Raw genomic sequence first — 25,828 nt, 5'->3', positions numbered from 1 at the left:
AGATGACCACCCTGCAGAGCGTCCCGGCCCTCGGGACGCACCCGGCCTCCGGCTCTCACCCGAGCCGGGCCGAAACTCGGGAGCAGCTTTCCAGGGCGACCTTTGACCTCCTGGTGATCGGCGGCGGCATCCTGGGCATCTCCACTGCCTGGCATGCGGCTCAGTCCGGGCTGCGGGTGGCACTGGTGGACGCCGGCGACTTCGCCGGCGCCACCTCCTCCGCCTCCTCCAAGCTGCTGCACGGCGGTCTGCGCTACTTGCAGACCGGCGCGGTCAAACTGGTCGCCGAGAACCACTTCGAGCGGCGTGCGGTCTCCCGTCAGGTGGCACCGCACCTCGCGAACCCGCTCACCTTCTACCTGCCCGTCTACAAGGGCGGCCCGCACGGCGCGGCCAAGCTCGGCGCAGGCGTCTTCGCCTACTCCGCGCTCTCCGCGTTCGGGGACGGCGTCGGTCATGTCATCTCCGCGTCGAAGGCCGCGCGTGACGTGCCCGAGCTGCGTACGGAGAACCTGAAGGCCGTGGCCGTGTACGGCGACGACCAGATGAACGACTCCCGGATGGCGCTGATGACGGTCCGTGCGGCCGTCCAGGCGGGCGCGACCGTCCTCAACCACGCCGAGGTCACGGGCCTGCGCTTCACCAAGGGCCGGGTCACCGGTGCCGAGCTCAAGGACCGCACCGACGGCGCCGAGTTCGGTGTCACGGCCCGCCTGGTGCTCAACGCCACCGGCCCGTGGGTCGACCACCTGCGCAAGATGGAGGACCCGAACGCGGCTCCCTCCATCCGTCTCTCCAAGGGCGCGCACCTGGTCCTCAAGCGCACCGCCCCCTGGAAGGCCGCGCTGGCCACCCCGATCGACAAGTACCGCATCACGTTCGCCCTCCCGTGGGAGGACATGCTGCTGCTCGGTACGACCGACGAGGAGTTCGAGGGCGACCCGGCGGATGTCGCGGTCAACGACAAGGACATCACGCAGATCCTGGACGAGGCCGCGTTCTCGATCCGGGACCAGCAGTTGTCACGCGACTTGATCACGTACTCCTTCGCGGGTCTTCGGGTGCTGCCCGGCGGTCCCGGCGACACCTCGAAGGCCAAGCGGGAGACGGTCGTCACCGAGGGCAGCGGCGGCATGCTGTCGGTGGCCGGCGGCAAGTGGACGACCTTCCGCCACATCGGCCGTACGGTGATGAACAAGCTGGCCGAGCTGCCGGGCCGCCCGCTCGCGGACGACATGGAGCCGATCGCGGACCTGCCGAAGAAGCTGCCGCTGCCGGGCATAGCCAACCCGCGCGCGGTCGCCCACCGGCTGCTCGTGGACGGGCCCGCGCCCGGTCCGCGGATGGCTGCGGACACCGCCCGCCATCTGGCCACGCACTACGGCTCGCTGTCGTTCGACATCGCGCGCCTGGCCAACGAGAACCCGGCGCTGGCGGAGCGCGTCCACCCGGACGCGCCCGAGATCTGGGCGCAGGTCGTGTACGCGCGTGACCACGAGTGGGCCGAGACGGCGGACGACGTGCTGCGCCGCCGTACGACGCTGACGATCCGTGGTCTCGCGACGGACGAGATCCGCGCCAAGGTCGAGGACATCCTCGGTAAGTAGCAGCAGGCGAAAGGGGCGGCCCACGGGGGGCCGCCCCTTTCTCATGTCCGGTGCCCGTTCGGTTCCTCAGGTCCGCGGCACACGACGCCGGTGCCCATACCGGAGTTCCTCGCCGTGCGCCGCATCCTGGAGGCGGCCGCGACGGCGGGGGCGCGGATCACCGACGACGAACTGGACGAGCTCGCCGCACAGTTGGACGCCCTGGATTCCGACCCGTCGGTGGAGGAGCCGGCCGCCGCGGATCTGGAGTTCCGTCGTTCGATCGTGCGCTGCTCGGGGAACTCGGTGCTGGGCTCGCTGCTGGAGGGGCTGTCGGGGCCGACGACGCGGGCCCGGGCGTGGCGCGGCCTCACCCGGAAGGGCGCGGTCGGCCGCACCCTGGACGAACACCGCGCGATCCTGGCGGCGCTGCGTGACCGTGACGGAGAGGCGGCGAGGTCGTGGGCCACGGTGCATGTGGCGAGCGCGGAGCAGGGGCTGAGGTCCACTCTCTGACCTCGTCGTGCACGCCGCTCGGCCCCGACGTGCCGCCTCGTGCCGGCCTGTGCGAGAAGGACATCGGACCTCTCCTCGGCATCCGATCTCCGTCCCCGTCCGGGCGCGAGACGCGGGGAGCTCCGCGCCGATACCGATTTCCCCTGCACAGCTCGGATGAATCGGCCGGTCAGAGGTCCGGACGCCGCGGCATATGCCTGCGTCGGGGAACTTCACCTCGCCGTGCAGGAGGGCTGCGGAGCGGGGCCCCGTTAGCCGTAAGGTTGGCGTGTACGAAAGGGAACTTCGGAAGGAGGCACTGGGTGATCGAGCTCGAGGGGGTTCCCGAGCTGATCGACCCGGTCATGGTGGCCGCGTTCGAGGGCTGGAACGACGCCGGCGACGCCGCCTCCACCGCGGTCGCGCATCTGGACCGGGAGTGGAAGGGCGAGGTGTTCGCGGCGCTCGACGCCGAGGACTACTACGACTTCCAGGTCAACCGGCCCACGGTGTGGCTGGACGGCGGTGCACGGAAGATCACTTGGCCCACCACACGGCTGTCCGTGGTCCGGATCGGCGGTGACAAGCCGCGCGACCTGGTGCTGGTCCGCGGTATCGAACCGTCCATGCGCTGGCGCTCGTTCTGCAACGAGATCCTCGGCTTCGCCCATGAGCTGGGAGTCGAGATGGTGGTCATCCTGGGCGCGCTGCTGGGCGACACCCCGCACACCCGGCCGGTGCCCGTCAGCGGGATCACCTCGGACCCGGATCTCGCGCGGACCATGGATCTCGAGGAGACCCGGTACGAGGGCCCGACCGGCATCGTCGGCATCCTGCAGGAGGCGTGCACGCACGCGGGCGTTCCCGCGGTCAGCCTGTGGGCGGCGGTGCCGCACTACGTGTCGCAGCCGCCCAACCCGAAGGCGACACTGGCGCTGCTCAACCGGCTCGAGGACCTGATCGGGCTGCGCATCCCGCTGGGCGAACTCCCCGAGGACGCACGGGCCTGGCAGCTCGGCGTGGACCAACTGGCCGCCGAGGACAGCGAAGTGGCGGAGTATGTGCAGACGCTGGAGGAGGCGCGGGACACCGCGGAGCTCCCGGAGGCGTCCGGCGAGGCCATCGCCCGCGAGTTCGAGCGTTATCTGCGGCGGCGCGACGGCGGCCACGGCCAGGCGCCGGGCGGTCATGCCACCGAGGGCGGCGACTCGTATCTGCGGGACACCTCCAGCGGACGCACCCGGCCGCCCAAGCCACCGCGCCCGGAACCTGGTTCACCGCCGGAGACGGGGCCCGGAGCCGGGCCGGACGCGGAGGGCGACGAGGACGCACCCGATGCGTCCGACGACTGAGCGGTAGGAGCGCCGAGCAGTACGAGCAGCGGGGTGGTGCCGGCCGGTACCACCCCGCTCCAGCATCCGCGCCCCTCACACCTGGCCGACCGCCACCACGTCGTACTCGGTCTCCGGCGTCGGCCCGACATCGAAGCGGGCGTTGGGCAGATAGATCCGGCGGCCGAAGGCCGCGGCCGTGGTCGGGATCCGGAATCGCTCCGGGTCGGTGATCCGCCCGATCGCCGTGCCCCTGGTGCCCGCGTCGTTCAGCAGGACCACATCGATCTGGTTGCGCTGCTGCTGAACGATGTACAGGTGACGGCCGAGCAGCAACAGACCGTCACCGAAGGGGATCCTGAGATCGCCGAGGTCGACTCTGCGGGCCATGGCCGTGCGCGGGTCGACCCGCATCAGCGAGCCGCCCTCGACCACGGTGTTCACCACCAGCAGGGCGCACCCGTCCGGGGTTCGCTCGATGCCGTTCGCCGTGAAGTCCGTGCCCTGCTCCCACTCTCCGCCCAGCGGCACCGTCTCCACCGCCCGGCCTGGCTCGCCCCGCAAGTCCAACGGCAGCCGGTAGAGCTGAGGTTGGAACGAGTCCGTGAACCAGGCGGCGCCCGGCGTGAGGATCACATCGTTCACCATCGAGTTCGCGGCGCCCACGGGGAAGTTCCGGACGATCTCCCCTGAGCGGGCGTCGGCGACCCGGATCTCCCGGCTGAAGCCGCCGGACAGGAACAGCCGCCGTTCGTGCCGGTCGATCTTCAGCCCGGCGACCGAGTGGCCGGTGCCGGCCCCCTCGCTCACGATCCGGCCGCGTCCGGTGGCCAGACTCGCCCGGTACACATCACCGGTGCCGAGCGAGCCCAGGTAGGCGTACGGGCTGCGCCCGATCGTGATGCCCTCGGGCTGGAAGCCGTTCGGCAGGAGGAAGCGGGCGGGCCAGGGCCCTTCGGCGGATCCGTCCGCCGCCCGTGCGGAGCCGGCCGGTGGTCCGAGCAGTGCGGCCGCGCCGACGGCGGCGGCCGTGCCCAGTAATTCTCTGCGTGCGAAGGAACGTTCCATGGTGCGTCCTTCCGACTCGTCATCGACGAACGCACCACACCCCACCACACGACAGGTGGCCCCCGCAGCATGAACCCCGAAGCGGAGGCAAGGGTGCCGGAGCGGGCTCGGGCCCGCCCCGGCACCGCGGGGATCTACAGGGCCACGCCGAGCAGAGCGTCCACGGAGCGGGAGACCAGGCCGGGGGCGCCCTCGTCCGTGCCGCCCTCGGCGTGCTGGGCCGCGACCCAGCGGTCCACGGCCGCGAGTGCGGCCGGTGCGTCGAGGTCGTCGGCGAGCGCGCCGCGGATCTCCTCGACCAACGCGTCGGCGGACGGCCCGTCAGGCCGGGAGACGGCGGCGCGCCAGCGCCCGAGCCGCTCCACCGCTTCCTCGAGCACGGAGTCCGTCCACTCCCAGTCCGCCCGGTAGTGGTGCGAGAGCAGGGCGAGGCGGATGGCGGCAGGGTCCACGCCGTCGCGGCGGAGCTTGGAGACGAAGACCAGGTTGCCCTTGGACTTGGACATCTTCTCGCCGTCCAGGGCGACCATGCCGGCATGGACGTACGCCTTGGCGAACGGGTGCTCGCCGGTGAGGGCCTGAGCGTGCGAGGCCCCCATCTCGTGGTGCGGGAAGACCAGATCCGAGCCGCCGCCCTGCACGTCGAAGCCCATGCCGAGGTGGTCGAGGGCGATCGCCACGCACTCGATGTGCCAGCCGGGGCGGCCACGGCCGAGCGAGCCGCCGTCCCAGCTCGGCTCGCCGTCACGGGCGGCCATCCACAGCATGGGGTCGAGCGGGTTCTTCTTGCCGGGCCGGTCCGGGTCACCGCCGCGCTCGGCGGACAGCAGCCGCATGGCTTCGGCGTCGAGTCCCGACACCTCGCCGAAGTGCGGGTCGGCCTCGACCGAGAAGTAGACGTCGCCTTCGAGCTCGTAGGCGGCGCCTGCGTCCCGCAACCGCTCGACGAGCGGCACGATGCCGGGTATCGCCTCGACGGCGCCGATGTAATGCTGCGGGGGCAGCATCCGCAGTGCGGTCATGTCCTCACGGAACAGGGCGGTCTCGCGCTCGGCGAGCTCGGTCCAGTCGTGCCCGTCGCGGATCGCGCGCTCGAGCAGGGGATCGTCCACGTCCGTCACGTTCTGGACGTAGTGAACCTGCCGCTTGGTGTCGAGCCACACGCGCTGCACAAGGTCGAACGCGTTGTAGGTCGCCGCGTGACCCAGGTGGGTCGCGTCGTACGGTGTGATGCCGCAGACGTAGATACGGGCGACGGGACCGGGGTCGAGGGTCACCGGACCACCGGTCGCGGTGTCGTGGATCCGGAGGTCGCGGCCCTTGCCGGGCAGGGCGGGGACCTCAGAAGCGGGCCAGGCATGCATGTCATGAGCGTAACCGGACGCCAGTTCCACATACGAACCGGACCACTGATCTTGGCCGGTTGGGCATTCTTGCGCCTGGGCGCGGTGTGTGCTGCGTTCCGGGCTATACGGGAGGCCAGGGAATCGCAGGCCAGTCACCCGACGGGACAGGGTGCTTCCCCGTGCCCCGCAGGGCCTCGACCCGGTCCCTGAGCGCACGCACCTCGTCCGCGGTGAGCAATTGCTCCAGTCGGGTGGCGAGCGGCGCGCCCTCGGCCAGGGACCGGGCCACCGTGCCGAGCGCTTCGAGCGCGTCCGCGGTCAGCGGCTCCCCCGCCCATCCCCACAGCAGGGTGCGCAGTTTGTCGTCCACGTTGAAGGTGACGCCGTGGTCGATCGCGTACAGCGTGCCGTCGGCCGTCGGCAGCAGATGGCCGCCCTTGCGGTCGCCGTTGTTGATCACAGCGTCGAGCACCGCGAGCCGCCGCAGCCGCTCGTCGTCCGCGTGGACCAGCAGGGCGGTGCGTCCCTCGCCGACGTCGGCGAAGCCGACAGCCTTCCAGCCGGCGCCGGGCTCCTCGTCCTCCACGAGCGCCAGCAACGGCGCCTCGGGATCGGCCTCGATCCACAGCTGGACCATGCCCTGGCCGTACGGGCCGTCGCGCAGCACGGTGGGCGGCACCAGGCCCCACCCGGTCGCCTCGGAGAGCTCGTACGCCGCGACCTCGCGGTGCGCGAGCGTGCCGTCCGGGAAGTCCCACAGCGGGCGCTCGCCGGCGATCGGCTTGTATACGCAGTGGGCTTCCTGACCGTCGTACGAAACCGAGCAGTACAGCACCGCGTTGGATGCCTCGCGGACCCGTCCCCGTACGGTGAGCTCGCCCTTGGTGAGCAGATCCACCGCCGTCAGGCGCCCCGTCGGTATCCGTTCTGGCGCGGGCATACGTGTCCTTCCGGATCGAGCGGCAGGCTGCACAGCGGGCACGGCGGGCGGCCGGCGTTCACGACGTCCAGCGCGCGCTTGGCGAATGCCCGGGCCTGTGCCCCGGTCAGCCGCACACGCAGCATCGGCGGGCCGTTCTCCTCGTCCTGAAGCAGCCGCTCCTCGGCCTCCGCAAGGTCCTCCTCGGAGTCCACGTCCAGCTCCACGAGCGCCTGCGCCTCGACGATCATGCGCTGTTCCTCGCCGTCCCAGGCCAGCGCCATCGTGCCGACCCGGAACTCCTCCTCGACCGGGTTGTCGAGCGGAGCGGTGTCGGCGACGTCGGCGGGAGCCATGGCCGGCACCGGGGCGTTGCCGCCGGTGCGGCGCACCACCTCGTCCAGCAGCTCGTCGATCCGCTCGGCAAGCGCGGCCACCTGGGTCTTCTCCAGGGCGACGCTGGTCACGCGCCCAGCGGCGGAGGCCTGCAGGAAGAACGTACGGCGGCCAGGCAGCCCGACCGTACCGGCCACGAAACGCTCCGGCGGGTCGTAGAGGAACACCTGACGGGACACGTTCTGTCTCCCTTGGGAAGGGTCGGTCGGGACTGCGGTCGCGGGGACTTCAGCATTACGGCCCGTCCACCCTACTGCGCGAACGGATCACGGTGCGCCCGCGCCGCCTCCGACGACGGCGGCCCCGCTGTCACCGCCCGTTTCGGCCTCGCCCCTCTCGGGCGGCACGAGCGAGGCGAAGTTCCCGGTGTCACCGAGACGCAGCAGGAAGGGACGGGTACGGGTGTAGCGGATCGCCGTGATGGAACACGGTTCGACATGGATGCGCTGGAAGAGATCGAGATGCATGCCGAGGGCGTCGGCGACGAGGGACTTGATGATGTCTCCGTGCGAGCACATCACATAGGCGGCGTGCTCGCCGTACTGGGCGTCGATGCGCGCGTTCCAGTCCCGTACCGCGTCGACGGCGCGCGCCTGCATGGCCCGCATCGACTCGCCCCCGGGGAAGGCGGCGGCGGTCGGGTGCTGCTGAACCACCTCCATCAGCGCCTCGTCGGCGAGCTCGGCGAGCTTGCGCCCCGACCAGTCGCCGTAGTCGCATTCCCCGATGCGCTCATCGCTCACCGGCTCCAGCTCCGGCCGGGCGTCCAGCAGGGGCTGGAGGGTCTGCCGGCAGCGCTCGAGGGGGCTGGTGACGGCGGCGACCAGGGGGACCCGGGCCAGGCGCTCGGGCAGGGCGGCGGCCTGTTCGGCGCCGCGCTCGTCGAGGAGGACGCCCGGCGTCCAGCCGGCGAGCACTCCCGAGGTGTTGGCGGTGGATCGTCCGTGGCGTACGAGGATCAGCGTGGCCATGCCCGTCAGCCTAGGGGGTGCCCGCCGGGGTGCGCCGAGGCGCCGAGCGCGGAAGAATGCGCGCCGTGATCGTGGACTGTGCCATCTACCGGGGCGGGCGGCGTACCGAGGGCCCCGACGACCTCTCGGACGCGCTGGAGGAAGCACGCGCGAGCGGGGACGCCTTCTTGTGGATCGGGCTGCACGAGCCGACCGAGAAGGAGTTCGATCTCGTCAGCAGCGAGTTCGGTCTGCACCCGCTGGCCGTGGAGGACGCGCTGCGGGCGCATCAGCGCCCCAAGTTGGAGGTGTACGACGACTCGCTGTTCGTGGTCCTGAAGCCCGTCGTGTACGAGCCGGAGAGCGACACGGTCAGCAGCGAGGAGGTGATGGTGTTCATCGGTGACTCCTTCGTGGTGACGGTCCGGCACGGCGAGGGCACACCGCTGCATTCGGTGCGGCTGCGGATGGAGGCCGATCCGAATGTGCTCCGACACGGCCCCACGGCTGTCCTGTACGCGGTCAGCGACGCCATCGTCGACCACTACATCGACGTGGCGAACGAGCTCCAGGTGGACCTGGAGGAGATGGAGGCGGACGTCTTCGCTCCGACGGGCGGGGAGCTGCGCAACACGGCTGCGCGGATCTACACGTTCAAGCGCCAGCTGCTGGAGTTCCGCCGGGCGTCCGGTCCGCTGGCGGCGCCGATGGTCCGTCTGGCGAGTGCGGGCGTGCCGTTCGTGCACGAGCACGCGCAGCCGTTCTTCCGCGATGTCAGCGACCATCTGACGCGGGCGAACGAGCAGGTGGACGGGTTGGACCGGCTGCTGTCGGACATCCTCTCCGCTCATCTCGCGCAGATGGGCGTGCGGCAGAACGACGACATGCGCAAGATCTCGGCCTGGGCTGCGATGGCGGCGGTTCCCACGATGGTCGCGGGGATCTACGGAATGAACTTCGAGTACATGCCGGAGCTGAAGGAGCCCTGGGCGTATCCGGCGGTCATCCTGCTGATGGCCACCGCGGTCTACGGCCTCTACCGCCTGTTCAAGCGCCGCGGCTGGCTCTAGGTCGTCTCAGTCACGGCCCGGCCCGGCCCCGGGCGTCGCTGTCGGCCGGACGGTCGGTGCCAGATAGGCGCGGGAGTTGTGGTGGCCCGGCAGATCCGGGAGGCGCGTGAGACGCCAGCCACGGGCGTACGACGGTGGCCGGCTCTCGCCCGTCACCACGAACGCCACCGGCCGGTCGCGGGCGAGGGCGACGAGCCCGGCAGGGGTGATGCTGCCGTCGTGGCCGCGGGTCTGGCGTGAGGCGCAACCGGTGAAGAAGGCGATCCGCACGGCTTCCGCACCACTGATCGCGCAGGGCGGGCGCATGCCCTGGAGGTGGAGTTCGGCGGCGATCCGGTCGAAGGCCAGGCGGTTGGCGCGGTTGCGCGAGACGGCGCCGTCGAGGACGGAGTACTGGATCGCCAGATGTCCGGCCAGCAGCAGGGCGAGTGCGACGGCGACCAGGGGGCGCGGCCGTGCGTACGCGGCGATCCGGGTCAGACACAGCGCCGCGGGCAGCGCGAGCAGCGCGTAGGCGGGGAGCAGGAAGCGCGGGGCGGCGTAGTCGATCAGCAGCAGATACGGCACGGCCAGCGACAGACCGGTCAGCGCCGGAACCAGGATGCCGGAGGGCCGCCGGGTGCGCATCGCCGCCGCGCAGCCGCCCGCGACGAGCAGGGGCAGAACGAACCACCACAGGGCGGTGACCGGCCGCTTCCAGGGCACATCGCACGGGCGGCACAGCGACCGTCCGTCGAGTGAGCGCACCTGGTCGTCGACGGCAAAGTGTGGGCCGAGGTGCCCCTGGATCTCGCTCGCACGCCGCAGCCGCGCGAGGAGCCCGTCGTAGCTGACAAACGCCTCGACGACCCATGGGGCGCAGCCGACCGCCGCTCCCGCGGCGAGCACCAGCAGCAGGACCGGGTGCCGCCAGACCCTGACGCACAGCGCGACGGCGGCGAGCGGCGCGGCCAGCCAGAACGCGTCGGTGGGCCGCATCAGCGCGACGAATGCGACGCCGGCACCGAGGCCGATGAGGGCCGTGCCGTCGGACGGGTCCCGGGCGGCCCGCAGGAAGCAGCCGACGGTGAAGAGTGCCCCGAGGGCGACCCAGAGGTTGGGCATGGCCTGGGGACCGTAGAACACGGTGATCCACAGTCCGGCGAACAGCGCGCCGGCCACGGCGAGTACGGATGCGGGGAGCAGCCGCTTCCACACCCACAGCGCGAGGAACAGGCCGGCGCCCGACAGCAGCGCCAGATAGACGCGCAGCGCCTCGACGGACGAGGTGAAGGCGGTCAGCGGAGCGATGAGCAGGGTGATGCCCCGGGCACGCGGCGCGCTGAAGAACGCGGCATCCGCGCCGGGCGTGACCTGGCTGACGTACACCGTCTCGTCCCAGCCGAGCCCCGTCCCGGGGACGGCGAGCGCGAGTTGCACGATCGTGTACACGGCGGCGACAACGGCCGGCCACCGGAAGTCGCGGGTGGCCGGCCGTTGTGTGCGCGCCTGGCTCGGTCCGCGCAGGCGGAGAACCGGGGCAGGGGTCTGCGTCATGCGGTCCACGCTGCTACCGGAGCGCGCACCCGGCAATCGGGGTGCGGCACTCGGAGGAGCACGCCCGGGGTCAGGTGGCGGGTGCGGGGGTGGCGGGCCCGTCGAGGGCGCCGCGTCGCTCCGGCATCGAGAGGCTGATCATCCGGTGCCAGCCGCCGAAGCGTTCGTACGCGTACATCCCGTGGATGCCCGTGGCGAGCGCCGCGGACTTGGCCTTGGGCCACTGCAGGAGCCGGCCCATGTGGCTCATCACGGCGAGGCTCACGTCGCGGTAGACCCCGATCTCGGTGAGCGCGCTCGCGCGCAGCACGCGGTGGATCGTGGGGCCGTGCCCGGCGGCGGCGAGGCGGAGCAGCTCCTCGTGGCAGTAGGCCAGGTGGTTGTCCTCGTCCTCGCAGATCATCCGGATGGCGCGGCCCAGCTCCGGGTGGTCGCCGAAGTGCTTGACCAGCATGTCCATCTGATCGGCGGCCCGCTGCTCGGTGACGCGGCTGTGCGAGAGGTAGACGACGATGTCCTCTTCGCTCAAGGGCTCGTCGCGGCGCAGCTTTTCATGCGCGAGTCCGATGCCCTGCCGCTCCAGCAGCATCGTGTAGTCGGTCTCGGACGGGACCGGTACCGGGTCGAGCTGCCGCTTCTTGAGCAGGGCGTTGAAGATCCGGCCGTGCTTGTCCTCATCGGCGCCGTGCCGGGTGATCCTGGGCGCGAGGTGGCGCATGCTCTCGGGCACCAGGGCCGCGATCCTGCCGTTCTCCCAGCCGCCCTGGGTCTCGCCGCTGGCAGCGATGGAGCAGAAGAGCTGGAAGGAGTCGTCGTTGTCGATGATCTCCTGGAACAGGCTTCGGGCCGAGAGCATGACTCCACCTCCATGAAGGCATCCGCAAGGAACGAGTCAAATGCGAGACGCCGCATGGAGCAACAGGTGGCGGGAACCACTCGTCCGAACGGGGGAACGCAAGCCGTGGGGCCGGGGGAGTAACCGCAGGGGTCCGTCGCGCGTTGTAGTGCGTGACGGCCGTGGCGGGGAAGACCCCCGAGCCCCCACCACGGCCGCAGAATCCGCAGCGGGCCGCGTTACGCGACGCCCGCGCGCTCCAGGGCGTCGGTGCCGGCGCGCAGCGCGGTGAGCCGCTCGTCGAGCGTGAAGCCGGCCGGGGCGAGGGTGAGCGTGGTGACACCGGCCGCCGCGTACGCCTGCATCCGCTCAGCGATCCGCTCGACCGGACCGAGCAGCGCCGTCTGGTCGATCAGCTGGTGCGGCACCGCCGCGGCCGCCCCCGCCTTGTCGCCCGCGAGGTACTTGTCCTGAATCTCGGCGGCTTCCTTCTCGTAACCCATGCGCTGCGCAAGCTGGTTGTAGAAGTTCTGCTTGCGGCTGCCCATGCCGCCGACGTACAGCGCGGTGTACGGGCGGAACATGTCGGCCAGTCCGCTGACGTCGTCGCCCACCGCGAGCGGCAGGGTCGGGCAGACGTCGAAGCCGTCCATGGTCTTGCCGGCCTTCTCGCGGCCCGCGCGGATGTGCCTGAGCGCGGTCTCCTCCAGGTGGTCGGCGGAGGGGAAGATCAGCAGGGCGCCGTCGGCGATCTCGCCGGTCTGCTCGAGGTTCTTGGGGCCGATGGCCGCGATGTACAGCGGGATGTGCTCGCGCTCGGGGTGGACGGTCAGCTTGATCGGCTTGCCGGGGCCGCCGGGCAGCGGGAGGGTCCAGTGCTCACCGTCGTACGAGAGGCGCTCGCGGGTCATCGCCTTGCGCACGATCTCGACGTACTCGCGGGTCCGCGCTAGCGGCTTGTCGAACTTGACGCCGTACCAGCCCTCGGAGACCTGCGGTCCCGAGACGCCGAGGCCGAGGCGGAAGCGGCCGCCGGAGAGGGAGTCGAGGGTGGCGGCGGTCATGGCGGTCATCGCGGGCTGGCGGGCCGGGATCTGCATGATCGCGGAGCCGACGTCGATGCGTTCGGTCTGGGCGGCGACCCAGGCGAGCACGGTGGGAGCGTCGGAGCCGTATGCCTCCGCGGCCCAGCAGACGTCGTAGCCGAGCCTGTCGGCCTCCTTCGCGACCTCGAGATTGTCGCTGTCCATCCCCGCGCCCCAGTAGCCGAGGTTGATGCCGAGCCGCATAACCGCTCCCTCTTACTGATCAGTAACGTCCCTGTGCGGGGACTCTAGCGCGCGGACAGGGGATCCGGCAGAGGGACGTTGTCCACAGGCTCTCTCGGGGTGCGCCCTTGGCCAGTACTCTCAGCGCCCATGGAACAGAGGCATCTCGGCCGCACCGGCCTGCGCGTGTCCCGGCTCGGTCTCGGCACCCTGACCTGGGGCCGGGACACCGACGAGCACGATGCCGCCGATCTGCTCAAGGTGTTCTGGGAGGCGGGCGGGACGCTGGTCGACACCGCCGATGTCTACGGGGGCGGGGAGGCCGAGTACGTACTGGGCCAACTGGTCGAGCGGCTGGTGCCCCGCCGCGATCTCGTCATAGCCACCAAAGCGGGCAGTGTGCCGGATCCGGACCGGCGCTTCGACGGCTCGCGCGGACATCTGCTCGCCGCGCTGGACGCCTCGTTGCAGCGGCTCGGCACGGACCATGTCGATCTGTGGCAGGTCCATGCCTTCGACACGGAGACCCCGCTGGACGAAACGCTGCAGGCCCTCGACATCGCGGTCTCCAGCGGTCGCGCGCGGTATGCGGGGGTGTCGAACTTCTGCGGCTGGCAGCTCGCGAAGGCCGCGACCTGGCAGCTGGCGGCGCCGGGGGTGCGGACTCGGCTGGCCAGTACGCAGATGGAGTACTCGCTGCTTCAGCGCGGAGTGGAGCGCGAGGTGCTGCCGGCCGCGCTGGACCTCGGCGTCGGGCTGCTCCCGTCGTCGCCGCTCGGCCGCGGGGTGCTCACCGGGAAGTACCGCACGGCGACGCCGGCGGACTCGAGGGGTGCCTCGGAGGACATGGCGCCGTTCGTGGAGCCGTATCTCGACGACGCGGCGAGCCGCATCGTCGACGCGGTGGCGACTGCGGCGGACGGGCTGGCCGCCACGCCGCTGGAGGTGGCGCTGGCCTGGGTCAGGGACCGGCCGGGCGTGGCCGCCCCCATCGTCGGGGCGCGCAACGCGCAGCAGCTCGCGGCCGCATTGTCAGTGGAGGCGCTTAGTCTTCCTGACGAGATCTGCCAGGCGCTCGACGATGTGTCGGCGCCCGTGCACCGCTATCCCGATCAGGACTGGAGCACGCTGTGACTGTGCCTTCCCGGGGGACGTCCCCCGGATCCGCGGCCGAGGACACCGAGGCCCGGGACACTGCCGCCGACCCCGAGGAGGCAGTGGCCGACGAGGGCTCGGGAGGCACCGTCGACGGCGAGGCGGCGCCGGACGCCGGGCACGGCGTCGACGGCGAGGACGGCGAGGTCTCCAAGGAGTCCGTGGGGTCCGAAGAATCCAAGGACGCGGACGAGACCAAGGAGGCCGACACCGCCGACGGCGGGATGAGCGAGACCGAGGCGGAGCTCGCCGCGCAGCGGGAACTGCGGGCGAAGATCGAACAGCGCAAGGCCGAGCGGGACGAACCGATCCACAGCGGCGGCAAACTGCGCGGCACGGCCGCCGATCTGCTCGCCGCGGTTCGGGCCGTGGAGAGCGGCGAGAAGCCCGGACCCGAGTTCTACGACTCTCCCCCTCGCTCCGCCGGGGGGACCCCCAGCGCGGATGCGCCCGCACCGCGCAGAATCGCCCCGGCTCCCGAGACGCCGGTCCGGACCGGCCTGCCCGGGCCCACGCCGGAGCCGGGGGCGGCCGCCCCCGAGACGGTGGCCGCGGTGCAGGCGGTGCTGACCCAAGGGGGTGCGCCCGACACGCTCGCGCCGCAAGCGGCCCAGGTGCTCGGCGAGTCGGCGGCGGATGTGCTGTCCGAGGATCCGTGGCAGCTGCTCACCGTTCCGGGGGTGCGCCCCGAACAGGCGGACGGCTTCGCACGGGCTCTGCTCGGCGCTCGGTGCGGCCCCGGTGACGAGCGGCGCACCGCGGCTCTGGTGACCTGGCTGCTGGAGCGCGCGGCGCTGCAAGGGCACACCGCCCTGGAAGCGTCGCAGGTCCGGGAGGGGCTGGCAGGGCATTCGGTGCCCGGCCCGGACGAGGCCGTACAGCAGGCGATCTCCGACGGCCTGGTCCTGGTCTTCCAGGACGGTCCGGAGGAGACGGAGGACATCGACGGGGAAGAGGCCGCCGCCGAAGCGCCCCTACCGGTCCTGTTGGGGCTCGACCGGTACGCGATGGCCGAGGAAAGCCTCGCGGACGGGCTGGCCCGGCTGGTGCGGACGGGACCGGACGACGTCTGGGAGGGGTCCGAGCTGGCCCGTGCCGCCGGCGCGCACGGACTGGTTGTCCACACGGGTGGCGAGGCTGCCAGGGCCGAGCCGGTCGAGCTCGCGGAGAGGGCCCGCGGACTCGGGCTGCGTACGGTCGTCGCGGTCCACGGCGACAACGGCCGTCGCAGGCTGGGGGCGCAGGCGGCTGCGGTCACCGTGCCGGACCTGCTGAGCGGCGCGGCGGGGCCCGGGAGGGACGCGGAGGGGGCGCTCGCGCTCGATCTGCTGGTCGTACTCGACGCGCCGCAGCTGGACGTCGAGACCGCGGCGATGCTCGTGGAGTCGATGCCGGACGGTGGCCGCCTGGTGCTCAGCGGCGATCCAGGCGTGCTGGGCTCGGCCGGCGCCGGCCGGGTGTTCGCCGATGTGCTGGCGGCCCGGGTCTGCCCGCAGATCGCATCCCGCACCCCCGATCCGGGTCCGATCGGCGAGCTGGTCTCGGGGATCGGCATCGGTGAACTCAGCCAGGTCGAGGCACCCGGCAAAGAGGTCGTGATCGTCCCGGTGCGGGACGCGGGCGAGGCGGTGCACCGCACGGTGCAGCTGGTCGCGGACTCGGTGCCTCGGGCCATCGGCGTACCGCCCGAACAGACCCAGGTGATCACAGTCGGCCATGGCGGCTCGGCCGGCACACGCGCGCTGAACACGGCGCTCAAGCAGCGTCTGAATCCCGGCCCGGGCCGCTTCGGCGGCTTCGACGCGGGCGACCGCGTGGCCTACGCCCAGGCCCCTGGCCGGACGCTGACCGGAACGGTCGTCTCCGCCGCCGCGGACGGTCTGCACCTCGACTGTGAGGGCTCACCCGCCGTCGTGCCGAAGGAGCACGTCGAGTCCGCGCTGCGGCACGGCTGGGCACTGACCGCGCACCAGGCGGCAGGCATGCGCTGGCCCGCGGTGGTCGTGGTGCTGCCCGGGGACGCGGCGCAGGGGCTGAGCCGCCCCTGGGTCTACACCGCGTTCGGCCGTGCCGAGCGGCATCTGTCCGTGGTCCACGGGGTGGACCAGGCGCTCGCCCGCGCGGTGACCGAGATCCCCGGCCCGGAGCGCACGACCCGGCTGCGGACGCTGCTGGAAGGCCTGCTCGCACCGAGCAACTGAGCGCCGGCGGCCGGGGCTGGTGCACCACCTGTGCCCGAAGGGCGGTGTGGGCGCCGAGAGCTCCCGATGCGATCGCCTCGGCCGTCCGCGGGGAACCGTGCCGCATGGCGGCGGCCGGCAACGGCGGTACAAGCCCACGCCGGACGGGCCTGCCCGGACGCACAGGCCAGGGTGCGGTCGCAGACCGCCCGGAGAGGCGCACCTTCGGTGCGTCGGCCGGGGCGGCGCGCCCCGGCTGCATGAACCGTGCCCCGACGCCACGAACGTCCGCGCCCGGCACGGCACAGTGCGCGAGCCGGGCGCGGCGGCCGGCAACGCCGAAGGCCCCGGCCGGGACGACTGCGGATGTCGTCCCGGCCGGGGCCGGGCGTTCTTCGTGGGTGTGCGTGCCCGAGCCGTACGGGACCGATCAGGTCCCGACGGTCTCGTGCGTCAGCGGTCCGCCTCGTCCACCTCGTCCGGGTCCTCGCCAGAGTCGTCCTCGTCGAAGACCGAGCTGACGTCGAAGCGGCATACGACCCGCTCGGGATCCGCCTGGTCGAAGGGGACGCTCAGCCACTCACCGGGCTCGGGCAGCTCGTCCGCAGCCGACACCCAGAGTGTCGAGTCGCCCTCGCCGAGTCCGAACTCCTTGTGCCGGGAGGCGATTTCGTCCGGTTCGAACTCGCCGAAGAGTACGCCGAGCGCGGCATGCACGCTCGCGCCGACGGTCGGGGCATTCGCCGGGCGGTCCTCGTCGGGGTCCAGATCGGCGATGCGCTGTGCCTGCGCGAGCAGTCGCTGGGGCTCCACCACCGCGTAGTCCCGGCGGATCAGCACACTCAGGGCGTTCGGCTCCTCGGGGCCCGCGTAGGGCGGCAGAGAATCGTCCGCACCAGGGATCTCGAAGGGTGTGACCTCGTCGTAACGGTCGTAGAGCCGCTCGTCGTACGCCTCCGCCGCTGCGGCGAGTGCGTTGAAGGCGTCATAGACGGCCGGGTCGTCCTCTCCCGTGCGGTTCTCGACCGCCTCGAGGTGACGGTCCAGTGCGGCTTTGACCGCCTCGGCGGCGGCACGTACCTCGGCAGCCGTGGGCTGCGCAGCATCAGACATAGTGCAGACGCTATCCGTACCGGGGCTGTGCCCGCACAATAGATGCGATGCCGGAATACGAATTTGTCGACGTGTACGTCCCGCGCGGGGTCTCCCGCCAGGAGGCGACCCGACTGCTGACCGACCATGCCGAGTACGGACACTGGGAGTTGGACCGACTGAGCCTCCACCGGGACGGGAGCCGCAGGGTGCGGCTGCGCCGGCGCATCATCCGCCAGGTACGCGCCACCTGGTGATCGGCGAGTGAGGACGAGCAGAGACGAAGCGGGCCCCGCGACCGCGGGGCCCGCTCTGCTCGGCTCGTGCGAGGACGTCCGGGCAGCTGCCTGGACCGTCGCTACGCCGAGGCGCGGGCGCGGCGGTAGAGCACCACTCCCGCCAGCAGCATGCCGACACCCGCCGGGGCCAGCACGTCGAGCGCACCGAAACCGGTCTCGGCCAGCTGGTCACCGCCGTCGCGCGGGGTGACGGTCTGCTCGCCAGGGGTGTTCGGCTGGGCCGGGGTCAGCGGGACCTCGGGAGTGCCGGGCACCTCCGGGGTTCCGGGGACCTCCGGCGTACCGGGGACCTCCGGCGTACCGGGGACCTCCGGGGTACCCGGCTCCTCCGGGGTGCCGGGCTCCTCCGGCGTACCGGGCTCCTCCGGCGTACCGGGCTCCTCCGGGGTACCCGGCTCCTCCGGCGTACCGGGCTCCTCCGGCGTACCGGGCTCCTCCGGGGTACCCGGCTCCTCCGGCGTACCGGGCGGGGTGGCGCCGTCCGAACCGTTCTGGCAGCCGTTGCCGAACGCCGGGTTGAGCAGGCCGCCGATGGTGACGCTGTTCCCGCAGACGTTCACGGGGACGTCGACGGGGACCTGAACGTTGTTGCCCGAGGCGACGCCGGGCGAGTTGCTCGTCTCGCCCTCGGCAAAGGACCCGCCGCCCGTCCCGGTGTTCGAACCGGACTCGTTGGCGCAGCCGTTTCCGAACGCCGGGTTGAGCAACCCGACGACGTTCACGCTGTTTCCGCAGACGTTCACCGGCACATGTACCGGCGCCTGAACCGAATTCCCGGACAGCACGCCCGGAGAATTCGACGCCCCGCCGACCGCACCGGCGTCCGCCTGGGCATAGCCGCCGCCGATGGCAATGACGCCACCCGCCGCCGCCATGGTGATCAGGCCCTTACGCGTGACCTGTCGCATGTTTTGTTTCCCTGCCTTCCAGCTTCAGGAAAAAGCCCATGGGCGCTGTGCCCGAGGGCTGGGAAAGGCCGGGCGGCTCCGGAGTACATGGCGCGCACTCCGGAGCCGCCCGTGGGTGAAACCCGGACCCTCGCGGGCCGGGGTCACAAAAATCAGGCGTTGGCGCAGGTGTTGCCAGCGGCGGGGTTGAGCAGCCCGATCACGGAGACCGTGTTGCCGCACACCCCTACCGGCACGTGGACGGGGGCCTGCACCAGGTTCCCCGAGAGCACGCCCGGAGAACCCATGGCGGCACCCTGGGCACCCGCGTCGGCCATGGCCACACCCGCGCCGGCGAGCACCAGACCACCAGTGGCAGCCGCAGCAGCGACGACCTTCTTGATCATTATTCCTCCTCGTTGGCAATGCGGTTCCAGCCGCGAACCGCAACACCTGTAACGAGGAGGCCACACAAGGGCTACGAGGTTATTCCTCCATTCACTCTTCTCAGTCACATGCGTACGTGTTGACGATTATGGGAGTGGCATCTCAGCTGTATGTCATCAGCAATGGTCCAGAAATCGGTCGAGGACGCGGACGCCGAACTTCAGACCATCGACCGGCACGCGTTCGTCCACCCCGTGGAACATGCCGGCGAAGTCCAGCTCCGGGGGGAGCTTGAGCGGCGCGAAGCCGAAGCAGCGGATCCCGAGATCGTCGAAGGACTTGGCGTCGGTGCCGCCGGAGAGCATGTACGGGACAGCCCTGGCGATGGGGTCCTCGGCCTTCAGCGCGGTCTGCATCGCATCGACGAGCGCCCCGTCGAAGCTGGTCTCCAGCGCCTTGTCACCGTGCACGTCAGCGCGCTTGATCCGCGGTCCGAGCAGCCGGTCCAGCTCGGCCAGGAACTCCTCCTCGTAGCCGGGCAGGAAGCGGCCGTCGACGTGGGCGGTCGCCTGCCCGGGGATCACGTTCACCTTGTAGCCGGCGCCGAGCATGGTGGGAGCGGCCGAATTGCGCAGTGTCGCGCCGACCATCTTGGCGATGCCGCCCAGCTTGGCGAGGGTGGCCTCCATGTCCTCGGGGTCGAGCGGGGTGCCCAGCGCGTCGGACAGCTCGTCCAGGAAGGAGCGCACCGTCTTGGTGACCCTGACCGGCCACTGGTGGCGGCCGAGACGTCCGACGGCCTCGCACAGCTCGGTGATCGCGTTGTCGTTGTTGGTCATCGAACCGTGGCCGGCGGTGCCCTCCACGGTCAGGCGCATCCAGTGCATGCCCTTCTGCGCCGTCTCGACGAGATAGAGCCGCAGGTTCTCGTTGACCGTGAAGGAGAAGCCGCCGACCTCGCCGATCGCCTCGGTGACGCCCTCGAACAGTCCGGGGTGCTTGTCGACCAGATGCCGCGCGCCGTAGGTGCCGCCCGCCTCCTCGTCGGCGAGGAAGGCGAGCACGACATCCCGCGGGGGCTTGCGGCCGCTGCGCAGCCGGTCCCGTACGACCGCGAGGGTCATCGCGTCCATGTCCTTCATGTCGACCGCGCCGCGACCCCAGACGCAGCCGTCCGCGATCTCGCCGGAGAAGGGATGGTGCGTCCAGTCCTCGGCGTTCGCCGGGACGACGTCGGTGTGGCCGTGGATGAGCAGCGCGGGCCGGGAAGGGTCCTCGCCCTCGATCCGGGCCACGGTGGAGGCCCGGCCCTTGTGCGACTCGATGATCTGCGGCTCCAGGCCGACCTCGGCAAGCTTCTCGGCGACGTACTCGGCGGCGGCCCGCTCGCCGGGGCCGGAGTGGTCTCCGTAGTTGCTGGTGTCGATCCGGATCAGGTCGCGGCAGAGGTCGACGACCTCGTCCTCACCCGTGACGGCACGGGCTGTGCTCGACGCGCTCACGCTGGTTCCTCCCACTGTCGCTGCTGGTGGTCCGTCCTCATCCTCTCGCCATCCTGCCGTCCGCCCCAAGGGCGCGAGTACGCCGTCGCGCCGCCGTCCCGCGGCGAAGAGGGGTGATCGGGGCGGTCCGAATGTTTGCTATGGTTTTCCACGTCGGAACGGCCCAGGGCCGCGAGACAGACACCTTGTCCGGGTGGCGGAATGGCAGACGCGCTAGCTTGAGGTGCTAGTGCCCTTTATCGGGCGTGGGGGTTCAAGTCCCCCCTCGGACACCAGCAAGATCCCCACGGGAATCCGTGGGGATCTTTGTGTTTCCGAGGGAGTCACGCCGATGGGATTGGTGCTGGTCGCGGGCGCGATCGCCTTCGAGGTCATGGCAACACTGGCGCTGCGCGCCTCGCACGGCCTGAGCCGGCTCGGCCCCAGCGCGCTGGTGGTCGTCGGTTACGGGACGGCGTTCGTGCTGCTGGCGCTGGCCCTCAAGTCACTGAACGTCGGGCCGGTGTACGCGGTGTGGTCGGGAGTGGGCACCATCGGAGCCTTTCTCGGCGGGGTCTGGCTGTTCGACGAGCCCGTGAGGCCGGCGACGCTGATCGGTGTCACGCTCATCGTCATCGGTGTCGTGGTGATGTATCTCGGCGGCGGGATGGAGCAATGACGGCCGGAGTATCGCGGTCGGGCCCGTGGCAGCGGCCCGCCGAGCTCGCTGCAGGCACGGTGGGCACGGTGGGCATAAAGTCTCATCGGTGAGAGGGAAACGACGGAAACACAGCGCCCCGCCGTCCCCGCTCCCCCAGCGCGACGGCATCGATCCGGTCCGTCTGCGGCTGCCCGCCGACCCGGACGGGCTGTGGGGCACCGTGCGGGAGCATCTGGTCGAGCGGTACGGGAACGCGATCGGGGCCGAGCAGGTCGATGCCATGCTCCGCGAGGGCCGCATCGTCTCGGCGGACGGTCCGGTCCGGTCCGACGAGCCGTACGAGGCCGGACGGTATCTGTTCTTCCACCGGGACTTCGCCGCCGAGGAGCGGGTCCCGTTCGAGGTGGCCGTCGTGCACCGCGACGAGCACCTGGTGATCGCCGACAAGCCGCACTTCCTCGCCACCGTGCCCCGTGGCAGCCATATCACCGAGACGGCGCTCGCCCGGCTGCGCCGCGAACTAGATCTGCCGCGGCTCCAGCCGGCGCACCGGCTCGACCGGCTCACGGCGGGCCTGGTGCTCTTCGTCGTACGGCCCGAGGAGCGGGGCGCGTACCAGACGATGTTCCGCGACCGGCAGGTGCGCAAGGAGTACGAGGCGATCGCACCGTACGCCCCGCACATCGCCCTGCCCGTCACCGTACGCAGCCGGATCGAGAAGGAGCGCGGGGTGCTCGCCGCCCGGGAGGTACCGGGCGGGGAGCCGAACAGCGAGAGCCGGATCGAACTGGTGGAGCAGCGCGGCGGGCTCGGCCGGTACCGGCTGCTGCCGACCACCGGCCGTACCCATCAGCTGCGGGTCCACATGAACGCGCTGGGAGTGCCGATCCTGCACGACCCGGTGTATCCGGTCGTGCTGGACGAGGCCGCCGAGGACTACGGAAGACCTCTGCAACTCCTCGCCAGATCCCTGGAATTCACCGATCCTGTGACGCGTGAGCCACGCCGTTTCGTCAGCGGGCTGCGGCTGGCCGATTGGCCGGGGTGAGGCGGACGGGGGTCACAGCAGTACGACGGACCGCAGGACGTCGCCTTCCTGCATCCGGGCGAACGCCTTCTCCACGTCGTCGAGTCCGATGGTCTCGGTGACGAACGCGCCGAGGTCGATACGGCCCTGCTGGTGCAGGTCGATCAGCATCGGGAAGTCCCGGGACGGCAGACAGTCGCCGTACCAGGACGACTTGAGTGCGCCGCCGCGGCCGAACACGTCGAGGAGTGGCAGTTCCAGTTTCATCTCGGGGGTCGGCACGCCGACCAGGACGACCGTGCCGGCCAGGTCCCGGGCGTAGAAGGCCTGTTCGTACGTCTCCGGGCGGCCGACGGCCTCGATGACGACGTCCGCGCCGAAGCCGCCGGTCAGTTCACGGATCGCCTCGACGGGGTCGGTGTCACGGGAGTTCACGGTGTGTGTGGCGCCCATCGCGCCGGCCGTCCGGAGCTTGCGGTCGTCGATGTCGACGGCGATGATCCGGGCCGCGCCCGCGAGCCGGGCACCGACGACGGCCGCGTCACCCACGCCGCCGCAGCCGATGACGGCGACCGAGTCGCCGCGGCCGACCTGCCCGGTGTTGACGGCGGCGCCGATTCCGGCCATGACACCGCAGCCCAGCAGGCCCGCGATGGCCGGGGAGACGGCCGGGTCGACCTTGGTGCACTGGCCGGCGGCCACCAGGGTCTTCTCGGCGAAGGCCCCGATGCCGAGTGCCGGCGACAGCTCCCTGCCTCCGGCGAGTGTCATCTTCTGCCGCGCATTGTGGGTGTCGAAGCAGTACCAGGGGCGGCCGCGCAGACAGGCGCGGCAGCGACCGCACACCGCACGCCAGTTGAGGATGACGAAGTCTCCGGGCGCGACGTCGGCGACCCCGGCGCCGACCGACTCGACGACACCGGCCGCCTCGTGGCCGAGCAGGAAGGGGAAGTCGTCGTTGATCCCGCCCTGCTTGTAGTGCAGATCGGTGTGGCACACCCCGCAGGCCTGCACCTGTACCACGGCCTCGCCGGGTCCCGGGTCGGGCACCGTGACCGCCTCGATCCGGACCGGCTCGTTCTTCCCGGGCGCGATCACACCCTGCACCTGCTGCGGCATAGCAGAACCTGCCTTCCTCGCAACGGACGTCGACCCTTCACTATGACCGTTCCCCAGCACTGCGCGGGAGGGAATCCTGTTGCCAGGACGGCTGCTCAGCGGCTTACCCCGAACGGTTGTGGGCACCATGGTCGCCCGCTTTCGCGCCAAGGCCGGGCGGCGCGCCCGTTGTGCGCGGTCCGGGAATGTGGGGGGCGGGTTCCGCGTCGCCGGGTGCACGGTCGGGCCGGGACGGTCCGGTGAACCCCTCGTGCGGATACGGGAAGGCCCCCGCGGATGTTCCGCGGGGGCCTCGCCGTGGTGCGCTCAGTCCGGGGCGTCAGAGGGACGTGCTCTGCGCGGCCATCCTGCGGACGCGGCCGCGGACCAGGTACCAGCCGCCGACCAGCGCGGCTGCGATCACCGGCAGGCAGTTCACGGTGGTGCGGCTGATGCCGCCGTCCATCCACATCAGGACCAGGACCGAGGCGAGGAAGACCAGCGTGGTGATCTGCGTGTACGGGGCCCAGGGCAGCTGGTAGCCAGGACGGGTGACCCGGCCGTCCTTGGAACGGTGCCAGAACAGCAGCGAGCAGACCATGATCATGCCCCAGGTGCCGATGATGCCGATGGAGGCGAAGTTCAGCACCAGCTCGAAGGCGTCGCCCGGCATGACCTTGTTCAGGACGACGCCGACGATGCCGAACGCTGCCGTGAGCAGGATGCCGCCGTAGGGCACGCCGCCCTTGTTCATCACGCCGGTGAACCTGGGAGCGGATCCGGACATCGACATGGAGCGCAGGATGCGGCCGGTCGAGTACAGGCCGGAGTTCAGGCTGGACAGGGCGGCGGTGAGCACCACGAGGTTCATCACGCCGGCCGCGCCCGGGATGCCGAGCTTGTCGAAGACGGTGACGAAGGGGCTCTGGTCGCCGGAGTAGGCGGTGTACGGCAGGAGCAGCGCGAGCAGCACGACCGAGCCGACGTAGAAGAGGCCGACGCGCCACATGATCGAGTTGATCGCCTTCGGCATGATCTTCTCGGGGTTCTCGGTCTCACCGGCGGCGACGCCGCACAGCTCGACGGAGGCGTAGGCGAAGACGACACCCTGGATCAGCAGGAGCATGGGCATGACGCCGGCCGGGAAGATGCCGCCGTTGTCGCCGATGGTGGCGAGGCCCGGGGTGTGGCCGCCGACCTCGTGCTGGGTGACGACGAGGTAGATACCGATGAGCATGAAGATCGCCAGCGCGGCGACCTTGATGATCGCGAACCAGAACTCCATCTCGCCGAAGTACTTCACCGAGATGAGGTTGGCGGTCAGGACCACCGCGAGGGCGATGAGGGCGAGCACCCATTGCGGGATGTCGCTGAACATGGCCCAGAAGTGCGCGTAGGTCGCGGCCGCGGTGATGTCCGCGATCGCGGTCGTCGACCAGTTGAGGAAGTACAGCCAGCCTGCCGTGTAGGCGCCCTTCTCGCCCATGAACTCACGGGCGTAGGAGACGAAGGCGCCGGAGGAGGGCCGGTAGAGGACGAGCTCGCCGAGTGCGCGCACGACGAAGAAGGCGAAGACGCCGCAGAGCGCGTACGCGATGAAGAGGGAGGGGCCGGCGTTGGCCATGCGGCCACCGGCTCCGAGGAACAGGCCGGTACCGATGGCACCGCCGATGGCGATCATGTTGATGTGCCGCGACTTGAGGTCCTTGCGGTACCCGGCGTCACCGGCGTCTACGTGGGGGGTGCCCGTCGCGGTGGCGACAGACGTATCGGCCGCAGCCAGGGTGCGGTCACTCATTGAGGTTGTTCGCCTTCGTGAGGGGGTGTGCGGTACCCGGCCGAACGCCGGGGGCCTTCCCGTGGTGAGAAGGGGGTCACCACGGCTCGGCCTCGGAGCGCAGAACGCCCGAGGCAATGGTCAGGGCAACCCTGGGATTTTGGCAGTGGTCAACCTCACTCAGACACATATCTGAGGTATTCCAGAGGTTTCGACAAGGTTAAGCAAGGCGGTATGCGGCAGGCACCGGCCTCAGGGAGCGAGTACGTCCAGCTCCTGGAGGGCCCCCACGGCGATCTCCCGGGTCAGCCTCTCCGCCCGGTCGGCGTCGCCTTCGCGAACGGCTTCGGCGACCTGCACATGGAGGGTGACGGCCGCCGGGTCGGGGTCGTCGAACATCACATGGTGGTGGGTGCGGCCCGCGAGGACCTCGGCGACCACATCGCCGAGCCGGGCGAACATCTCGTTCCCGGAGGCATTGAGCACGATGCGGTGGAAGGAGATGTCGTGCTCCAGATAGCCCTCCAGCTGGTGGCCACGGGAGGTGGCGACCATGCCGAGGGCGCACGCGGTCAGCTCGGCGCACTGCTCGGGGGTGGCATGACGGGCGGCCAGACCGGCGGCGACCGGTTCGACCGCGGAGCGCAGCACCGTCAGTGAACGCAGCTGGCGGGGGCGGTCGGCGCCGGCGAGGCGCCAGCGGATGACGCGCGGGTCGTAGACGTTCCACTCCTCGGTGGGGCGCACGGTGACGCCGACGCGCCGCCGGGATTCCACCAGATGCATGGACTCCAGGACCCGTACGACCTCGCGGACGACGGTGCGCGAAACATCGAAGCGCTGGGCCACTTCGTCGGTGCGCAGAACGCTGCCCTGGGGGTGTTCGCCCGCGGTGATCGCGAGGCCGAGGGTGTCGAGCACGTGCGTGTGGAGCCCTCGGCCTTCTGTGGTCATGGACACAGCCTACGGGCCACGAGCGAGGAA

Annotated in this window: 23 protein-coding genes, 1 tRNA gene and 1 pseudogene; 10 read left to right on the top strand and 15 right to left on the bottom strand. The window is 71.0% G+C overall.

Translation table 11 applies throughout. From position 1 onward, the window contains the following. The first annotated feature begins 2 nt into the window (after positions 1 to 2). The 3 genes and pseudogenes from OHS70_RS30035 (at position 3) to OHS70_RS30025 (ending at position 3,433) form a co-directional block, all read left to right on the top strand. Positions 3 to 1,607: a glycerol-3-phosphate dehydrogenase/oxidase gene (locus OHS70_RS30035; protein ID WP_328402499.1), complete on the top strand. Its 1,605-nt coding sequence runs from the start codon at positions 3 to 5 to the stop codon at positions 1,605 to 1,607. Between the two features lie 102 nt (positions 1,608 to 1,709). Next, positions 1,710 to 2,102: pseudogene (locus tag OHS70_RS30030) on the top strand (FadR/GntR family transcriptional regulator); the annotation flags it as partial. Positions 2,103 to 2,404: 302 nt separating this feature from the next. Then, on the top strand, positions 2,405 to 3,433 hold the full coding sequence (locus OHS70_RS30025) for a PAC2 family protein (protein WP_328402497.1): 1,029 nt from the start codon (positions 2,405 to 2,407) through the stop codon (positions 3,431 to 3,433). Between the two features lie 75 nt (positions 3,434 to 3,508). On the opposite strand, the gene OHS70_RS30020 is transcribed toward OHS70_RS30025, so the two are convergent. The 5 genes from OHS70_RS30020 to OHS70_RS30000 all read right to left on the bottom strand — a co-directional run bounded on the left by OHS70_RS30020 (position 3,509) and on the right by OHS70_RS30000 (position 8,112). Continuing rightward, a complete protein-coding gene (locus OHS70_RS30020) occupies positions 3,509 to 4,480 on the bottom strand; it encodes a superoxide dismutase (RefSeq protein ID WP_328402495.1) in 972 nt (323 codons plus the stop codon). Positions 4,481 to 4,614: 134 nt separating this feature from the next. Then, entirely contained in the window at positions 4,615 to 5,844 is a 1,230-nt protein-coding gene (gene mshC, locus OHS70_RS30015) for a cysteine--1-D-myo-inosityl 2-amino-2-deoxy-alpha-D-glucopyranoside ligase (RefSeq protein ID WP_328402493.1), read from the bottom strand. A gap of 103 nt (positions 5,845 to 5,947) precedes the next feature. Then, positions 5,948 to 6,766 carry an SCO1664 family protein gene (locus tag OHS70_RS30010; RefSeq protein WP_328402491.1) on the bottom strand — a complete coding sequence of 273 codons (819 nt, stop codon included), beginning with the start codon at positions 6,764 to 6,766 and terminating at the stop codon, positions 5,948 to 5,950. Further along, positions 6,730 to 7,320 carry a DUF3090 domain-containing protein gene (locus tag OHS70_RS30005; RefSeq protein WP_328402489.1) on the bottom strand — a complete coding sequence of 197 codons (591 nt, stop codon included), beginning with the start codon at positions 7,318 to 7,320 and terminating at the stop codon, positions 6,730 to 6,732. Before OHS70_RS30005 ends, OHS70_RS30010 begins: the two co-directional genes overlap by 37 nt. Positions 7,321 to 7,407: 87 nt before the next feature. Then, complete coding sequence (locus OHS70_RS30000) at positions 7,408 to 8,112, bottom strand: histidine phosphatase family protein (RefSeq protein ID WP_328402487.1); 705 nt, start codon at positions 8,110 to 8,112, stop codon at positions 7,408 to 7,410. A gap of 56 nt (positions 8,113 to 8,168) precedes the next feature. On the opposite strand from OHS70_RS30000, the gene corA reads away from it, so the two are divergent. After that, positions 8,169 to 9,161 (top strand): magnesium/cobalt transporter CorA, encoded by a 993-nt coding sequence (gene corA / locus OHS70_RS29995; RefSeq protein WP_328402485.1) that lies wholly within the window; start codon positions 8,169 to 8,171, stop codon positions 9,159 to 9,161. Positions 9,162 to 9,167: 6 nt separating this feature from the next. Here corA and OHS70_RS29990 read toward each other — a convergent pair whose 3' ends face one another. The 3 genes from OHS70_RS29990 to OHS70_RS29980 form a co-directional block, all read right to left on the bottom strand. Next, positions 9,168 to 10,697 carry a hypothetical protein gene (locus tag OHS70_RS29990; protein ID WP_328402483.1) on the bottom strand — a complete coding sequence of 510 codons (1,530 nt, stop codon included), beginning with the start codon at positions 10,695 to 10,697 and terminating at the stop codon, positions 9,168 to 9,170. A 70-nt stretch (positions 10,698 to 10,767) separates the two neighbouring features. After that, on the bottom strand, positions 10,768 to 11,553 hold the full coding sequence (locus tag OHS70_RS29985) for a ferritin-like domain-containing protein (RefSeq protein WP_328402481.1): 786 nt from the start codon (positions 11,551 to 11,553) through the stop codon (positions 10,768 to 10,770). Between the two features lie 218 nt (positions 11,554 to 11,771). Continuing rightward, entirely contained in the window at positions 11,772 to 12,821 is a 1,050-nt protein-coding gene (locus OHS70_RS29980; protein ID WP_328402479.1) for an LLM class F420-dependent oxidoreductase, read from the bottom strand. Positions 12,822 to 12,950: 129 nt separating this feature from the next. Here OHS70_RS29980 and OHS70_RS29975 point away from each other — a divergent pair, with 129 nt between their 5' ends. Together OHS70_RS29975 and OHS70_RS29970 are read left to right on the top strand one after the other, a co-directional pair. Beyond that, positions 12,951 to 13,934 carry an aldo/keto reductase gene (locus OHS70_RS29975; protein WP_328402477.1) on the top strand — a complete coding sequence of 328 codons (984 nt, stop codon included), beginning with the start codon at positions 12,951 to 12,953 and terminating at the stop codon, positions 13,932 to 13,934. Beyond that, on the top strand, positions 13,931 to 16,156 hold the full coding sequence (locus OHS70_RS29970; protein ID WP_328402475.1) for a helix-hairpin-helix domain-containing protein: 2,226 nt from the start codon (positions 13,931 to 13,933) through the stop codon (positions 16,154 to 16,156). The genes OHS70_RS29975 and OHS70_RS29970 overlap by 4 nt, the downstream gene beginning before the upstream one ends. A 432-nt stretch (positions 16,157 to 16,588) precedes the next feature. On the opposite strand, the gene OHS70_RS29965 is transcribed toward OHS70_RS29970, so the two are convergent. After that, complete coding sequence (locus OHS70_RS29965) at positions 16,589 to 17,248, bottom strand: hypothetical protein (protein ID WP_328402473.1); 660 nt, start codon at positions 17,246 to 17,248, stop codon at positions 16,589 to 16,591. Positions 17,249 to 17,295: 47 nt separating this feature from the next. Here OHS70_RS29965 and OHS70_RS29960 point away from each other — a divergent pair, with 47 nt between their 5' ends. After that, positions 17,296 to 17,484, top strand: coding sequence for a DUF5703 family protein (locus OHS70_RS29960; protein WP_328402471.1), 189 nt, complete (start codon positions 17,296 to 17,298; stop codon positions 17,482 to 17,484). 101 nt (positions 17,485 to 17,585) lie between these two features. Here OHS70_RS29960 and OHS70_RS29955 read toward each other — a convergent pair whose 3' ends face one another. The 3 genes from OHS70_RS29955 to OHS70_RS29945 all read right to left on the bottom strand — a co-directional run bounded on the left by OHS70_RS29955 (position 17,586) and on the right by OHS70_RS29945 (position 20,302). Then, positions 17,586 to 18,434, bottom strand: a complete 849-nt coding sequence (locus OHS70_RS29955) for a chaplin (RefSeq protein WP_328402469.1) — start codon at positions 18,432 to 18,434, stop codon at positions 17,586 to 17,588. Positions 18,435 to 18,586: 152 nt separating this feature from the next. Next, a complete protein-coding gene (locus OHS70_RS29950; protein ID WP_328402467.1) occupies positions 18,587 to 18,820 on the bottom strand; it encodes a chaplin in 234 nt (77 codons plus the stop codon). Positions 18,821 to 18,976: 156 nt separating this feature from the next. Continuing rightward, positions 18,977 to 20,302 carry a M20/M25/M40 family metallo-hydrolase gene (locus OHS70_RS29945; protein ID WP_328402465.1) on the bottom strand — a complete coding sequence of 442 codons (1,326 nt, stop codon included), beginning with the start codon at positions 20,300 to 20,302 and terminating at the stop codon, positions 18,977 to 18,979. A 187-nt stretch (positions 20,303 to 20,489) separates the two neighbouring features. Between OHS70_RS29945 and OHS70_RS29940 the strand changes: the two genes are divergently transcribed. The 3 genes from OHS70_RS29940 (at position 20,490) to OHS70_RS29930 (ending at position 21,990) form a co-directional block, all read left to right on the top strand. Then, positions 20,490 to 20,577: transfer RNA gene (locus tag OHS70_RS29940), tRNA-Leu, on the top strand. A 56-nt stretch (positions 20,578 to 20,633) separates the two neighbouring features. Then, positions 20,634 to 20,960: a DMT family transporter gene (locus OHS70_RS29935; protein ID WP_328402463.1), complete on the top strand. Its 327-nt coding sequence runs from the start codon at positions 20,634 to 20,636 to the stop codon at positions 20,958 to 20,960. A gap of 88 nt (positions 20,961 to 21,048) precedes the next feature. Continuing rightward, positions 21,049 to 21,990 carry an RluA family pseudouridine synthase gene (locus tag OHS70_RS29930; RefSeq protein WP_328402461.1) on the top strand — a complete coding sequence of 314 codons (942 nt, stop codon included), beginning with the start codon at positions 21,049 to 21,051 and terminating at the stop codon, positions 21,988 to 21,990. A gap of 12 nt (positions 21,991 to 22,002) precedes the next feature. Here the strand turns inward: OHS70_RS29930 and OHS70_RS29925 are convergent, their stop codons facing one another. The 3 genes from OHS70_RS29925 to OHS70_RS29915 all read right to left on the bottom strand — a co-directional run bounded on the left by OHS70_RS29925 (position 22,003) and on the right by OHS70_RS29915 (position 25,798). Continuing rightward, entirely contained in the window at positions 22,003 to 23,088 is a 1,086-nt protein-coding gene (locus tag OHS70_RS29925) for an S-(hydroxymethyl)mycothiol dehydrogenase (protein ID WP_328402459.1), read from the bottom strand. Between the two features lie 319 nt (positions 23,089 to 23,407). Next, positions 23,408 to 24,865, bottom strand: a complete 1,458-nt coding sequence (locus OHS70_RS29920) for an amino acid permease (protein WP_328402457.1) — start codon at positions 24,863 to 24,865, stop codon at positions 23,408 to 23,410. A gap of 231 nt (positions 24,866 to 25,096) precedes the next feature. Beyond that, positions 25,097 to 25,798, bottom strand: a complete 702-nt coding sequence (locus tag OHS70_RS29915) for a FadR/GntR family transcriptional regulator (RefSeq protein WP_328402454.1) — start codon at positions 25,796 to 25,798, stop codon at positions 25,097 to 25,099. Positions 25,799 to 25,828: the final 30 nt, after the last annotated feature.

It is taken from the genome of Streptomyces sp. NBC_00390 (assembly GCF_036057275.1).
In the GTDB taxonomy this organism is placed as follows: domain Bacteria; phylum Actinomycetota; class Actinomycetes; order Streptomycetales; family Streptomycetaceae; genus Streptomyces.
This window is presented reverse-complemented; position numbering and strand designations above follow the sequence as displayed.